At 39.5% G+C, this 13,401-nt stretch carries 14 protein-coding genes; 10 read left to right on the forward strand and 4 right to left on the reverse strand.

Annotation, left to right across the window (positions count from 1 at the left end; genetic code table 11):
* Positions 1-75 precede the first annotated feature (75 nt).
* From CD33_RS15635 to CD33_RS15655, 5 genes are all read left to right on the forward strand, one after another.
* Entirely contained in the window at positions 76-1,758 is a 1,683-nt protein-coding gene (locus CD33_RS15635) for a methylmalonyl-CoA mutase family protein (RefSeq protein ID WP_235863178.1), read from the forward strand.
* Positions 1,755-3,905, forward strand: coding sequence for a methylmalonyl-CoA mutase (scpA, locus tag CD33_RS15640; RefSeq protein WP_036202103.1), 2,151 nt, complete (start codon positions 1,755-1,757; stop codon positions 3,903-3,905). The genes CD33_RS15635 and scpA overlap by 4 nt, the downstream gene beginning before the upstream one ends.
* Complete coding sequence (gene meaB / locus CD33_RS15645; protein ID WP_036202106.1) at positions 3,905-4,999, forward strand: methylmalonyl Co-A mutase-associated GTPase MeaB; 1,095 nt, start codon at positions 3,905-3,907, stop codon at positions 4,997-4,999. The genes scpA and meaB overlap by 1 nt, the downstream gene beginning before the upstream one ends.
* A gap of 54 nt (positions 5,000-5,053) precedes the next feature.
* Entirely contained in the window at positions 5,054-5,494 is a 441-nt protein-coding gene (locus CD33_RS15650) for a BrxA/BrxB family bacilliredoxin (protein ID WP_036202108.1), read from the forward strand.
* Positions 5,495-5,710: 216 nt separating this feature from the next.
* Positions 5,711-6,697, forward strand: a complete 987-nt coding sequence (locus CD33_RS15655; RefSeq protein WP_235863180.1) for an aromatic acid exporter family protein — start codon at positions 5,711-5,713, stop codon at positions 6,695-6,697.
* A gap of 47 nt (positions 6,698-6,744) precedes the next feature.
* Here the strand turns inward: CD33_RS15655 and prli42 are convergent, their stop codons facing one another.
* Complete coding sequence (gene prli42, locus CD33_RS20280) at positions 6,745-6,837, reverse strand: stressosome-associated protein Prli42 (protein WP_156967325.1); 93 nt, start codon at positions 6,835-6,837, stop codon at positions 6,745-6,747.
* A 124-nt stretch (positions 6,838-6,961) separates the two neighbouring features.
* On the opposite strand from prli42, the gene mce reads away from it, so the two are divergent.
* Positions 6,962-7,375: a methylmalonyl-CoA epimerase gene (gene mce / locus CD33_RS15660; protein ID WP_036202110.1), complete on the forward strand. Its 414-nt coding sequence runs from the start codon at positions 6,962-6,964 to the stop codon at positions 7,373-7,375.
* Positions 7,376-7,378: 3 nt separating this feature from the next.
* Positions 7,379-8,926, forward strand: a complete 1,548-nt coding sequence (locus CD33_RS15665) for an acyl-CoA carboxylase subunit beta (protein WP_036202114.1) — start codon at positions 7,379-7,381, stop codon at positions 8,924-8,926.
* Positions 8,927-8,971: 45 nt separating this feature from the next.
* On the opposite strand, the gene tatA (CD33_RS15670) is transcribed toward CD33_RS15665, so the two are convergent.
* The 3 genes from tatA (CD33_RS15670) to tatC form a co-directional block, all read right to left on the reverse strand.
* Positions 8,972-9,154 carry a twin-arginine translocase TatA/TatE family subunit gene (gene tatA / locus CD33_RS15670; RefSeq protein ID WP_036202117.1) on the reverse strand — a complete coding sequence of 61 codons (183 nt, stop codon included), beginning with the start codon at positions 9,152-9,154 and terminating at the stop codon, positions 8,972-8,974.
* Positions 9,155-9,275: 121 nt separating this feature from the next.
* On the reverse strand, positions 9,276-9,503 hold the full coding sequence (gene tatA / locus CD33_RS15675) for a twin-arginine translocase TatA/TatE family subunit (protein ID WP_036202120.1): 228 nt from the start codon (positions 9,501-9,503) through the stop codon (positions 9,276-9,278).
* A 34-nt stretch (positions 9,504-9,537) separates the two neighbouring features.
* Entirely contained in the window at positions 9,538-10,263 is a 726-nt protein-coding gene (gene tatC, locus CD33_RS15680; protein ID WP_036202123.1) for a twin-arginine translocase subunit TatC, read from the reverse strand.
* 174 nt (positions 10,264-10,437) lie between these two features.
* Between tatC and CD33_RS15685 the strand changes: the two genes are divergently transcribed.
* Genes CD33_RS15685 through CD33_RS15695 form a run of 3 tightly spaced genes read left to right on the forward strand, consistent with a single transcriptional unit; the run spans position 10,438 to position 13,217 of the window.
* A complete protein-coding gene (locus CD33_RS15685; RefSeq protein WP_036202126.1) occupies positions 10,438-10,689 on the forward strand; it encodes a hypothetical protein in 252 nt (83 codons plus the stop codon).
* A gap of 21 nt (positions 10,690-10,710) precedes the next feature.
* Positions 10,711-11,484 (forward strand): gluconate 2-dehydrogenase subunit 3 family protein, encoded by a 774-nt coding sequence (locus tag CD33_RS15690; protein WP_036202128.1) that lies wholly within the window; start codon positions 10,711-10,713, stop codon positions 11,482-11,484.
* Between the two features lie 14 nt (positions 11,485-11,498).
* The gene (locus CD33_RS15695; RefSeq protein ID WP_036202131.1) at positions 11,499-13,217 is read left to right on the forward strand and encodes a GMC family oxidoreductase; all 1,719 of its coding nucleotides are present in this window, start codon (positions 11,499-11,501) and stop codon (positions 13,215-13,217) included.
* The last annotated feature ends 184 nt before the right edge of the window (positions 13,218-13,401 follow it).

Here is a 13,401-nt window from a genome sequence, read left to right on the forward strand (position 1 = left end):
GGAGAGGCCTGCAGCTCATTAAAACGGGACCATAGTTAAAGGGGGAAGCTTTTTAGCGAGAATATGTCAATTCAAATGAAAAATATTCAATTTCCATCAGCTAGTTACGATGAATGGAAAGAACAGGCAGTAAAAGCATTAAAGGGGAAACCGTTTGAGTCTCTATTCACTAAAACAATTGAAGGAGTAACACTGGAACCGCTATATACGGAAGAAATGTTAGCTGATAAACTAGGAGATTATTTAGAAAAGCAAATCTCAACTATCAGGTCATTAAAAGATTCAGATGGCTTTAAAGTTGCGCAACAGGTTTATGGCGAGAATGCATCACAATTCTTCACTCTATTGCAAGAGAGTATTGAAAGAGGGAATGATTGCATAACAATCGATAGCCGTGTTCCGTTTCATTGGGATGAGGACAACTTATCGCGATTAGCAAACTGCTTAAAAGAAAATAGCTTCAAAATATATATAGAAAATGAAAATGATCCTATTTTAGGTGTCTTCGATAAAATAAACGAACCATCCGTCAAGGGGTTTATTGTTTCGAGTGAACCTACTGATTTGGATACGTTCAACAATGTAAGGACCATTGCAATCAATACGGTTCCATATCATCATGAAGGGGCAACTGCAATAGAAGAGTTGGCGATATCCCTTGCCTTGGCGTCCAAATATGCTGAGCAAGCGGGTGGGTTTGAACACGTCATCTCCAAGGCTTTTGTCAACTTTGCAATAGATACACAGTTCTTCTCGGAGATTGCAAAATTACGTGCTTTCAAAGTTTTGTGGAAAGCGTTTTCAAAAGCTTTCAATGTAGATCGGCTTGCTGCTGTTCCTATACTGGCAGAAACGTCTTTGAGAAGCTATACAAAAGCAGATCCTTATGTAAATCTTTTACGTGCAGGAAACGAAGCATTTGCCGGTTTGATTGGTGGTGCGGATTACTTCACTGTGCATCCCCATGATTGTTTGACGAAACCAACAGGGAAGTCGATTCGTATCGCACGCAATGTTTCGTTGGTTTTGAAAGAAGAGTCATATGTTGAAAATGTTTTAGATGCATCGGGCGGTTCATACTTTATAGAAACTTTAACCGCTGAATATGTAGAAAAAGCATGGGAGCTTTTTTTAGATATCGAGAAGGCTGGGGGTATTGATGCATATAGCCAATCAGGTAAGCTGCAAACTAAATTGGACAATTTATTCCAAAGCAGACTAAAGGCTGTAGAGACGAGGAAACACTCGTTGATTGGAACAAATATTTATGCTAATCCTGCAGATGATGTACTAGCTGAAACGAATCCTCAATTTGCCCAAATCAAGCGATTGGCTATCACTTTTGAACAATTGCGAGTGAACTATAAAAAAACCGAGCCGAAAATTGCTATTTTAACTTATGGAAAGTTAAAAGACTTCAAACCACGCGCTGATTTTGTAGAAGGATTTCTTGCTACTGTCGGGGTGGTTCCGGAAAAATCAGGCGAAATTACTAGTCTTGATGCTGCCAAGGAATGGTTAGAAAGGGCTGATTATGGCTATGTAATCATTGCAGCAAAAGATGAGGATGCAAAATTACTTGTGCCCTCGCTCTTAGAACATAAGCCTGAAAATTTATTGGTGGATGTTGCAGGCAAATTTAAAGACGAACGAGAGATATGGCTAAGCAACGGTCTAAATGGCTTTATATTTGCTGGTCAAAATATTGTTGAAAAGCTGACAGAGGTCCATGAAAGCTTGAAGGGGGTACAGCAATGAACAAGCCAAATTTCGAATCCATCGAGATAAAAAACATTTTAGCAAATGAAAATCACAAACCCAAACAGAGTTTTATGACGAACGAAGGAATTAGAGCTAATGAATTTTACAACAAGGAGGATATTCAGCACTTAGAGCATTTAAAGGATGTTGCAGGCATTGCACCGAATACACGAGGCCCATATCCGACAATGTATGTTGCACGGCCATGGACTGTCCGTCAATACGCGGGGTTCTCAACCGCAGAAGAATCAAATGCATTTTACCGCAGGAATTTGGCGATGGGCCAAAAAGGTTTGTCGGTTGCGTTTGATTTAGCCACACACAGAGGGTATGACTCGACACATCCACGTGTAAAGGGGGATGTAGGTAAAGCGGGTGTTGCCATTGATTCGATCGAAGACATGAAAATATTATTTGATGGCATTCCTTTAGATCAAATGTCCGTTTCGATGACAATGAATGGCGCAGTATTACCTATCATGGCCTTCTATATTGTAGCTGCCGAAGAACAAGGTGTTGCCCCAGAGCAGCTTGCAGGCACTATTCAAAACGATATTTTAAAGGAATATATGGTTCGTAATACGTATATATATCCGCCGGAAATGTCGATGAAAATTATTGCTGATATTTTTGAGTACACAAGTAAATTTATGCCCAAATTTAATTCCATTTCAATTTCTGGTTACCATATTCAAGAAGCAGGGGCTACCAACGACATCGAATTGGCATACACGCTGGCTGATGGGCTGGAATACGTACGTACCGGCCTAAAAGCAGGCATTGATATTGATTCATTTGCGCCAAGGCTTTCATTCTTCTGGGCCATTGGGATGAATTATTATATGGAAGTTGCGAAAATGAGGGCTGCCCGACGGATTTGGGCACAGATGATGAGCACGTTCAATCCGAAAAATCCGAAGTCCTTAGCTTTACGGACACACTCGCAAACTTCAGGCTGGTCTCTAACTGAGCAAGATCCATTCAACAATGTGACAAGGACATTGATTGAAGCCAATGCAGCTGCCATGGGACATACTCAATCCCTCCATACGAATGCATTGGATGAAGCAATTGCATTACCTACAGATTTCTCGGCCCGTATTGCGCGGAACACACAACTCTTCCTACAAGAAGAGACAGGCATGACAAAAGTGATTGATCCGTGGGGAGGCTCTTATTATATTGAGAAATTAACTGAAGAGCTTATCGAAAAGGCCTGGATATTAATAGATGAAATCGAAGAGCTGGGTGGAATGGCCAAAGCGATTGAAACGGGCTTGCCAAAGATGAAAGTCGAAGAATCGGCGGCAAAGAGACAAGCAAAAATTGACTCAAAAACAGAAACAATCGTGGGTGTCAATAAATATCTGTTAGACGTAGAAGAACCGATTGATATTTTAGATATTGACAACTCAATAGTCCGTCAGAAACAAATTGAACGTTTGGAAATACTAAAAGCAAACCGGAATAATGAAGAGGTCCAAAGACATTTAGACCGCTTAACGAATGCTGCAAAAGCGGGTGGGGAAAATTTATTGGCGATTGCGGTAGATGCGGCTCGTGCTCGCGCTTCCCTCGGAGAGATTTCCGATGCTATCGAAAAAGAATCGGGCCGCCATAAAGCCGTGATTCGTTCGATTTCCGGTGTTTATTCTTCCAATTTTTCGGATGATGAATTAATACGGGAAGTAAAACAGATGACGGAAGAATTCCTTGAAAACGAAGGACGCCGCCCACGTATCCTCGTAGCAAAAATGGGGCAGGACGGTCATGATCGGGGAGCAAAAGTAGTGGCGACAGGATATGCAGATTTAGGATTCGATGTCGACATTTCGCCATTATTTATGACACCGGAAGAAGCCGCACAAATGGCCGTTGAAAATGATGTCCACTGTGTGGGAGTATCTTCGCTTGCTGCAGGTCACAAAACATTGGTTCCCGAATTGATTGAGGAGCTCAGAAAGCTTGGCCGGGAAGATATTATTGTCATTGTAGGGGGCGTTATTCCGGCCCAGGATTATCAATTCATTTATGATGCAGGGGCCGTAGCCATTTTTGGTCCAGGTACTGTAATCCCAGTATCTGCCATAAAAATCATCGAAGAAATCTATCGTCGTTTAGGCTACGAGGAAGTGCAAGATTAATGGAAAGCAAAAAAAATTTGCAGGAAATTCAGGGCGCCTTATATGTCAGGGACGGAGTAAAAGGTGGTCATGATGGCATGACCATTCAACCGAAAAAATTCAAGAAAACAAAGCAGGACACCATCGACATCGCAAAATTAGCTTCTGAAGTGCTCAATGGGCAACGAACATCGCTTTCGAAGGCCATCACACTTATCGAAAGCTCGAATGCCGAACATAAAGAACAAGCGCAAAAGTTGCTTCAAGAGCTACTTCCATATACGGGTGAAAGTATACGGATCGGAATAACGGGAGTACCGGGCGCAGGAAAAAGCACTTTTATTGAAGCCTTGGGAATGATGCTTTGCAATCTCGGGAAAAAAGTTGCCGTTTTGGCAATCGATCCGAGCTCTACCTTATCTGGGGGAAGTATTTTGGGAGATAAAACTCGAATGGAAGAATTGAGCCGGAACAAAATGGCATTTGTACGACCTTCCCCCAATGCGGGTACGTTGGGTGGAGTCCACAAGAAATCAAGAGAAACGATGCTCCTTTGCGAAGCGGCAGGTTATGATGTTATCCTGATCGAGACAGTTGGAGTAGGACAGAGTGAAACTTACGTTCGAGGGATGGTGGATTTCTTCCTTTTGCTAGTATTAACTGGTGCAGGTGACGAATTGCAAGGTATGAAAAAAGGCATCATGGAATTGGCTGATGGTATTGTAGTCCATAAAAGTGATGGTGATAATATTCAAAAGGCCAGAAAGACGGTTCGTGAATATAGGCAAATTCTCCATTTTTTACAACCTGCAACACCAGGGTGGATGGGCAAGGCATTGCCGGTTTCATCACTCGAAAAAACAGGTCTTTCCGATGTTTGGGAAATGATCTGCCAATTCGAACAAACCATGAAAGATACCTCCTTTTGGAAAACAAGGCGGCTCGAACAAACAAAAGAATGGTTTCATACGATGATACGCGATTCATTAATCGATTCATTTTTCCAAAATACAGACCGGAAAATTCAAGTGAAGTCACTTGAAGAGGCCATACTACAGGGAGAGATGACTGTTGCTCAGGGAGTATCGAAGTTGTTTTCCGAAGGAGCAAGATAATCTGCAAATAACCATCTTTATGTTAAAATGAATAGTTGAGAGGAGCGATAAATCATGAATATGGATTACGATTTATTTATGGAAGAAATAAAAAGAACAGCACGTGCTGAAATTGAAGGTGCTGGTTACGAACAATTAAAAACGCCGGAGGAAGTTGAGGAAGCATTTGCGCGTCCGGGAACTACATTGGTGATGGTGAACTCCGTTTGTGGCTGTGCGGGAGGAATTGCACGTCCGGCTGCTGCAAATGCGATTCATTTCGATAAACGTCCGGACCATCTAGTTACGGTTTTTGCTGGACAAGATAAAGAAGCAACTGCAGCTGCACGTCATTTATTTGGGGATAATCACATTCCCTCATCACCGGCATTCGTGTTGCTAAAAGACGGCAAAGTAGTTGCTGATATAGGACGACATGAAATTGAAGGACATGATCCAATGTCGGTTGTTGCAAATCTTCAAGGAAACTTTGAAGAATATTGTGAAGAAATCTAAATGATATTGTTGTTCGCAATATTTTCGAAAAGTAATTTGGAAGATGCCAAAGCCATCATCTATTCCTAAGTACAATTACTTTAAGGAAAGGCTTGAAGGCGGGCATATAGAAAGATTGCTGCTTGTAAATGAAATACTATGGCTGATTGCTTTAATTCGAGGCGATCAGCCTAGTTTTCTAATTTTTTATTTTATCGGAATTTTCAGTCGCGAGGTTTGAAGGAGGAAGTCGGTATAAAACGATATAAAATCGGCTATCGAACGATAAAAACTGCTGTAGGTGCAACAATTGCCATAGCGATTGCGAGTTATTTCAATTTAGAATTTGCATCATCCGCAGCCATCTTAACAATACTTTGTATTCAAACTACGAAAAAGAAGTCTGTCCATGCTGTATATACTAGATTGATCGCGAGTTTGACAGGCATGGCATTCGCCTATATTCTATTTGAAACATTTGGTTACAACCCCTTTGTGCTCGGAATCATGATTCTAATATTTATTCCGACAATTGTCTCCATTAATGTATCAGCAGGTTTTATTTCGAGTGTTGTTATCATCATGCATCTATATTCCGAAGCAAATTTCACAATTGAATTGCTTCTGAATGAGATATCTTTAATGGCAATCGGTTTTGGAACGGCGCTGGCCGTGAACATGTATATGGGGGATTATCAAAAAGAGTTGGAACGTTATATTGATGAGCTCGAAGCAATCTACCGTTCGATATTTCGGGAAATTGCGAAATATCTACGGAATGGCGATACCTCATGGGACGGGAGAGAATTGATAGAAGCCGAAGAACTTTTGAACCGGGCAAAATCTTTGGCCTTCAAAGATGTAGAGAATCATCTGACACGAAAACAAAATGAATTTTATCTTTATTTTGATATGCGAGAAAAACAGTTCGAAATCATTGAACGCGTACTACCAAAAATTACGACATTGCCTGTTATGGTACAACAAGCGGAGTTGGTTGGAGATTTTATGGAGGATTTGGCGGAAAATGTCCATTCGGGGAATACGGCAAAGACATTTAGAGAGAAATTAGAAATCGTTAAAAAGGAATTTGCCAATATGCCTCTTCCAGAAACACATGAAAAATTCCTTGCGATGGCATCCCTCTACCAATTTATAGAGCAAATGGATGAGTATTTGATGATTAAACAAACTTTTAAGGGAATGAATAAAGCAAAAGGGTAAAAAGATGGCGATTACAGAGTGAACGTAATCGCTGGTGTGTTCTTGTCCTAGAAGAATGATAGTCCAAATGCTAAAGTAGAGATTACCATTATAGCTATCATGCTATAGACAACAATTTTTTGAAATTTTTTATTACTCATATGCTTTTCTCTCCTTTGTTTCTTATTTTTAAGTTTATCAAATTTGCAAAATAACACAAGTACGTAGCGAATTGTTTTCAAATTAGTTAGAATAGATATGTACTATAACAGAAGGGGTGTTATGATGGAGAAAGTGGATCATATAGGGATCGCTGTGAAAGACTTGGATAAGCAAGTTACATATTATACGGAAACAATCGGGCTGAAATTACTGAAAATTGAGGAAGTTCCATCTCAACAGGTTCGGGTTGCTTTTATCGATGCGGGTAATGTGAAGCTTGAATTGCTTGAGCCAACGAGTGAAGAAAGTGCGATTTTCAAACATATAGAAAAACGCGGCGAAGGGATCCAACATGTGGCTTTCGGGGTTACCGGCATACGTGAAAGAATGCAAGAATTACGGGAAAAAGGGGTAAGGATTCTCTCGGATGAACCACAGCCGGGTGCAGGTGGCGCGGAAGTAGCCTTTTTACATCCAAAAGATTCTTTTGGTGTTTTATATGAGCTTTGTGATAAAAGCGGAAAAGGGGATGAATGACCGATGGATATGTTTGAAAAAATTAATGAGATGTATGACCGTAAACGTGAAATCGAGCTTGGCGGGGGAGACAAGCGAATTGAAAAGCAACATGAAAAAGGAAAATTGACTGCTCGTGAACGCATTGATTTGCTGCTTGATGAAGGAACCTTCTTTGAAATCAATCCATTTATCACCCATCGAACAACCGACTTTGGTATGGACAAGCAAGTAGGTCCTGGAGATGGGGTAGTGACGGGGTTCGGGAAAATAAATGGTCGAAATGTCTATCTATTTGCGCAAGACTTTACTGTATTTGGCGGTGCACTTGGGGAAATGCATGCCATGAAAATTGCAGCTGTGATGGATTTAGCCGCAAAAAATGGAACGCCTTTTATCGGCATAAACGATTCAGGTGGAGCACGTATTCAAGAAGGCGTACTCTCATTGGATGGATATGGTCATATTTTCTATCGCAATTCGATTTATTCTGGCGTCATTCCACAGATTTCAGTTATTATGGGACCATGTGCTGGAGGGGCCGTTTATTCCCCAGCGATTACGGATTTTATCCTAATGGTCGATAAAACTTCCCAAATGTTCATTACTGGACCAAAGGTTATCGAAACTGTAACGGGAGAGAAGATTTCCTCCGAGGATCTTGGAGGTTCAAAGGTGCATAACGCAATTAGTGGAAATGCCCATTTCCGTGCAGCTTCAGAAGAGGAATCTATCGAACAAATCCGAAGATTGCTAAGTTATTTGCCGCAAAATTATAAAGAAAAAGCTCCAAAGCAACAAAGACCTCAAACCGATGACTATCGCGCCGACATCATCGACTTTGTTCCGGTTGAGCCAACAAAACCTTACGATGTTCGTAGAGTAATAGAACAAGTGGTGGATGAGGGGTCATTCATGGAAGTGCACTCGGAATTTGCGAAAAATATAGTAGTCGGTTTTGCGCGGATTGCCGGTGAATCAGTGGGCTTAGTCTGCAACCAGCCTAAAGCACTTGCGGGTGGTCTAGATATCGATTCATCGGATAAGGCATCTCGTTTTATTCGGACATGTGATTCTTTCAATATACCTATTATTACATTTGAGGATGTATCCGGTTTCTTCCCGGGAGTAAAACAGGAGCATGGCGGAATCATCCGGCACGGTGCCAAAATTTTATATGCTTATTCAGAAGCAACAGTTCCAAAAATCACGGTGATTCTACGTAAAGCTTATGGTGGTGCATATGTCGCATTAAACTCGAAAGCAATTGGAGCAGACTTGGTATTTGCATGGCCGAACGCCGAAATTGCTGTAATGGGTGCTGCGGGCGCAGCAAATATCATCTTTGCAAATGAAATTGCCAAATCAGCCGATCCGGATGCAACACGTGCAGCAAAAATTGAAGAATATAAAGAAAAATTTGCCAACCCATATGTAGCTGCTTCCCGTGGCATGGTGGATGATGTGATTGATCCCCGTGAAACACGCATTAAATTAATTCAAGCTTTGGATATGCTTTCTAATAAAGAAGAAACTAGACCTGCGAAGAAACACGGCAACATCCCATTGTGAAAAATAAAAGAGTTGTTCCAAGTAATTTGGGACAACTCTGTTTTATTACATTTTTTCTGCTTTTTTACTATCTTCTTCTTCGTCTAAAACACCTTTAGTAGAATCTTTGAAGTTTTTCATTGATTCACCGATTGAGCGGCCTAGTTTAGGTAGTTTGGATGGTCCGAACATGATTAAGATAATGACCAATATAATAATTAAACCTGGAATTCCGATTGAGTTTAGCATAGCTATTCCCTCCAATTTGAACATCTGCAGGAGTTAATTCTATTCATCCCCTTTAGATAATAATGGGGTATGTCATCCACTTGCATCTAGAGGGGACAAACAATTTTCATGTTTGATAGAATTACTTTTTAACAGTGTCCTCTTTTTTGTTATCAACTAATGTAAATTCTTCTTTAACTTCCTTGAATTCACCAGTCACATCATCCACTACATCTTTAGTTGAGTTTTTAAATTCCTTTAAAGTTTGACCAACCGCTTTACCTAATTGCGGCAATTTAGATGGTCCGAATAATATTAATGCAATGACTAGGATGATGATTAATCCTGGTACCCCGATTGAGTTTAACATTGGTAAACCTCCTTAAAATTATTGAATAACTTTTCTAAGCGTTTTTTAATTGCTTCTTGTAAGTTTTCTCCGAAACTATAATACTGATTTCGAATAAAAGCAATAGTGGAATAATAATTAAGAAATCTGACACAAAATCAGGTGGTGAAATCATGACACCAATGACTATGAGGATAAAATACGAAACTTTTCGCATTTTTCGTAAACGGCCAGGAGTTACTATTCCTAATTTTGTTAGAAACAAGATAACAACCGGAAGTTCAAAAACAAGTCCTATAGGAATCAACAAGTTAAACATTAAAGTAAAATATTGTTTCATTCCATAAGTTTCCGTTGCACCGATAGATTCATTAATATTAGACATAAAGTTGAGCATCAGTGGAAACATTATAAAATAGCTGAAAGATACTCCCGCCAGAAATAGAATGAAAGCAACCGGGATAAATGTTCCTGCGCTTGTAGCTTCTTTATTAGTCAGCCCGGGTTTTGTGAATTGCCAAAGTTGATGCATCCCGATTGGCAATGTGAAACATATTGCAACTAATAGGGCACACTTTACATAGATCGATATGCCATCTGTATAACCAAATACGTTCCAATCAACGTGCTGAGCGACATCCTGGGATTTTAAAAACTGTAAAATATCTGGTGCAAACACAAAACCTATTAGTAGTGTAATCACAAATACTGTACAAATAATAATAAGTCGTTTACGCAATTCTTCTAAATGCTCCACTAATGTAAATTCTTTTTCCTCCATATTTTCACCACCTAAATTATACTAGTTTCAAAATAAATAAAATTAGTATTTGATTTTGTATACAAAATTGTATAGACTGAAATAGTTTCGTTGGAACCATGTAAATTATACACACTTAAAATAAAAAGTAAATAGTCTAGTATTTTTTAAGGTGTATTGAAGGGAGGTTAAACCTTGACTGATTATAACCGTGAGGAATTGAGTCACATTATACAGGTTTTAGCAGGACTGCTGCTTTTCAGTGGGTATGCCTTGACGCTTGATCACTTATACGGAGATGTAAATATATTATCTCTTTTTGGCTCAGGTTTGGGATTAGCAATAATACTAGCTTGCTGGATTGGTAAAAATCATCTAGCTTTCATTATTAGTTCAGTCTCTATGTCGTTAGTTTTATCTATCTTTTTCACTTTGGGAGCAATTTAGTATTTTATTGGAGGAGTCATTATGTCAGAAAAAGAACAAAATCTTACAGAAAAAAAATCCACTAGACGTAATTTCCTGAAAAATTCAGGGTTAACACTTGGAGGTCTAGTACTAGGTGGGGCAGTAACAAGTTTAGTTGTAAAAAATGATGAAACGATTACAACTTCCGCACCAGCAGATTCAGAACACGGTCATGAAGCGACTAACTATAACAAAGCTTTAATGTTCTTTACACCAGAACAATATTCAACTATAGCAGCTGCAACAGAACAAATCTTTCCGAAGACAGAAGTGGGTCCTGGGGCAGAAGAACTATTAGTACCTTATTTTATTGACCATCAATTGGCAGGTTCTTATGGATTGATGAGTAAAGAATATACAAAAGGTCCGTTTTATCCAAAAGAAGCAACGCCTTTATTTGGTCACCAAACTCATTTAACTCGTCAAGACATCTTTGTATTAGGAATCAACTTGTTGAATTCTGAAGCAACGAAAAGATTCGAGAAAAAATTCTATGAGCTTGAAGCTGAACAGCAAATCGAAATTTTAACAGCGGTTGAAGCAGATGAAGTTGAACTAAATGCTGCAACAACTCCTTCTTATTTCTTTAAATTGCTACGTTCTGCAACACTAGAAGGTGTCTATGCTGATCCATTGTATGGCGGAAATAAAGATATGGGTGGTTGGAAGATGAAAAAATTCCCAGGTCACCAAATGTCATACGCAAATATGGTAGAAAAAGAAGAGTTTGTTGACATTAAGCCGCAAAGCTTAAATGCTCAACATAATCACTAATCGGAGGGTCAACAATGGCAACAACATTACCAAAAACAGATATTGTATTAGTAGGGGTAGGCTGGACAGGTGGTATCATCGCCGCTGAACTTACAAAAAAAGGCTATCAAGTTGTAGGGCTGGAACGTGGTAAAACACGTAGTATGAATGATTACTTGATGGTTCATGATGAACTTCGTTACGCAAATCGCAATGAAATGATGCAAGATTTATCAAAAGAAACTTGGACTGTTCGACATGATCCAAGTCAACGTGCATTACCATACCGTAATCATGGTTCTTTCTTAGTTGGTGACGGATTAGGTGGTTCTGGTGAACACTGGAATGGTTTAACATATCGTTTCTTCCCTTATGATTTTGAAATTCGTTCAAAAACAATCGAGCGTTACGGTGAAGATAAAATTCCGGCTGATATGCCGCTTCAAGACTGGGGAATTACATATGATGAAATGGTTCCTTACTTTGAAAAATTTGAAGAGATGATCGGTTTATCTGGGGAAGAAAATCCACATCCAGACGTACCGAAAATTAAATATCCAACAGCTCCATTAAAAGAAACACCTGCTATGAAAATGTTTAGAGAAGCAGCAACTTCACTAGGGTACCATCCGTATACTGCACCTGCAGCGACGTTGTCTGAATCTTACACAAACAAAGACGATATTACTCGTGGGGCATGCCAATATTGTGGTTTCTGTGAACGATTTGGCTGTGAATATGGAGCGAAGGCATCTCCTATCGTAACTGTTTTACCAGTAGCTGAAAAAACAGGTAAATTTGAAGTTCGTACTGAATCTTCAGTGCGTCGCATTATCCATGAAAATGGAAAAGCAACTGGTGTATTATATATCGATACAAAAACGGGCGAAGAGTTCATACAACCAGCGACAGTAGTTGCTGTAACTAGTTACATTTTAAACAACGTCCGCCTATTATTATTATCCGAATTAGGTAAACCTTATAATCATGAAACAGGTGAAGGGGTTATCGGTAAGAACTATGCTTATCAAATGACTTCATCTGGTTCAACTGGGTTCTTTGAAGACAAAGAATTCAACTCATTCATCGGTACTGGTGCACTAGCTGGGGTACTTGACGACTTCAATGGTGACAACTTCGACCATACAGACCTGGATTTCATTCACGGTGGTAATATTGCACTAGGCCATTATGGTAGACGTCCGATCGCTAATAACTCTACACCAAAAGGAACTCCATCTTGGGGTAAAGAGTTTAAAGATGCATCTATTTATTGGGCACATAAATATATGAGCGTAGGTTCTCAAGGCTCAGTTATGCCAAATAAAAATAATTTCTTATCGCTTGATTCACAGTATACAGATCAATATGGTGACCCACTTTTAAGTATCACGTTTAACTATAAAGAGAATGAAATAAATCAACAAAAGTATATCCGTGAAATTACTACAAACATCTTGAAAGAAATGGGTGCAACGGAAGTTTCTACACCGGGAGATCAAGGTGACTGGGATACAACTAAGTACCAAACAACTCATAATACTGGTGGAGCAATTATGGGTGCAGATCCAAAAACTTCTGCGCTAAATAACTACCTACAAATGTGGGATTGCGAAAATGTATTCATTCCAGGTGCAAACGCATTCCCTCATAACTCAGGTATGAATCCAACAGGTACAGTTGGCGCATTGGCATACCGTGCAGCCGAAGGTATTGAAAAATACCTTACAAACGGTGGGGGATCACTAGTTTAATATAATAATAAAGTAGTGAATTTCTAAATCTCTGAATTAATTTACTAATATATTATTTAAGTCAACGTTAAATGGGTTGTCTCTTAATTGAGATGACCCATTTTTAATTGTACATAAACTTAACAGGGAGGGAGAAGAGATTTAAATCCCTCCCACCTTTTACATTAAGAAGGTAGCGAACTCA

This window comes from Ureibacillus sinduriensis BLB-1 = JCM 15800 (assembly GCF_000772955.1).
Lineage (GTDB): Bacteria > Bacillota > Bacilli > Bacillales_A > Planococcaceae > Ureibacillus > Ureibacillus sinduriensis.

Coding starts and splice junctions, on each gene's coding strand:
- CD33_RS15635 (WP_235863178.1), top strand. CDS start 76: ATGAAAAATATTCAATTTCCATCAGCTAGTTACGATGAATGGAAAGAA.
- scpA (WP_036202103.1), top strand. CDS start 1,755: ATGAACAAGCCAAATTTCGAATCCATCGAGATAAAAAACATTTTAGCA.
- meaB (WP_036202106.1), top strand. CDS start 3,905: ATGGAAAGCAAAAAAAATTTGCAGGAAATTCAGGGCGCCTTATATGTC.
- CD33_RS15650 (WP_036202108.1), top strand. CDS start 5,054: ATGAATATGGATTACGATTTATTTATGGAAGAAATAAAAAGAACAGCA.
- prli42 (WP_156967325.1), bottom strand. CDS start 6,837: ATGAGTAATAAAAAATTTCAAAAAATTGTTGTCTATAGCATGATAGCT.
- mce (WP_036202110.1), top strand. CDS start 6,962: ATGGAGAAAGTGGATCATATAGGGATCGCTGTGAAAGACTTGGATAAG.
- CD33_RS15665 (WP_036202114.1), top strand. CDS start 7,379: ATGGATATGTTTGAAAAAATTAATGAGATGTATGACCGTAAACGTGAA.
- tatA (WP_036202117.1), bottom strand. CDS start 9,154: ATGCTAAACTCAATCGGAATTCCAGGTTTAATTATTATATTGGTCATT.
- tatA (WP_036202120.1), bottom strand. CDS start 9,503: ATGTTAAACTCAATCGGGGTACCAGGATTAATCATCATCCTAGTCATT.
- tatC (WP_036202123.1), bottom strand. CDS start 10,263: ATGGAGGAAAAAGAATTTACATTAGTGGAGCATTTAGAAGAATTGCGT.
- CD33_RS15690 (WP_036202128.1), top strand. CDS start 10,711: ATGTCAGAAAAAGAACAAAATCTTACAGAAAAAAAATCCACTAGACGT.
- CD33_RS15695 (WP_036202131.1), top strand. CDS start 11,499: ATGGCAACAACATTACCAAAAACAGATATTGTATTAGTAGGGGTAGGC.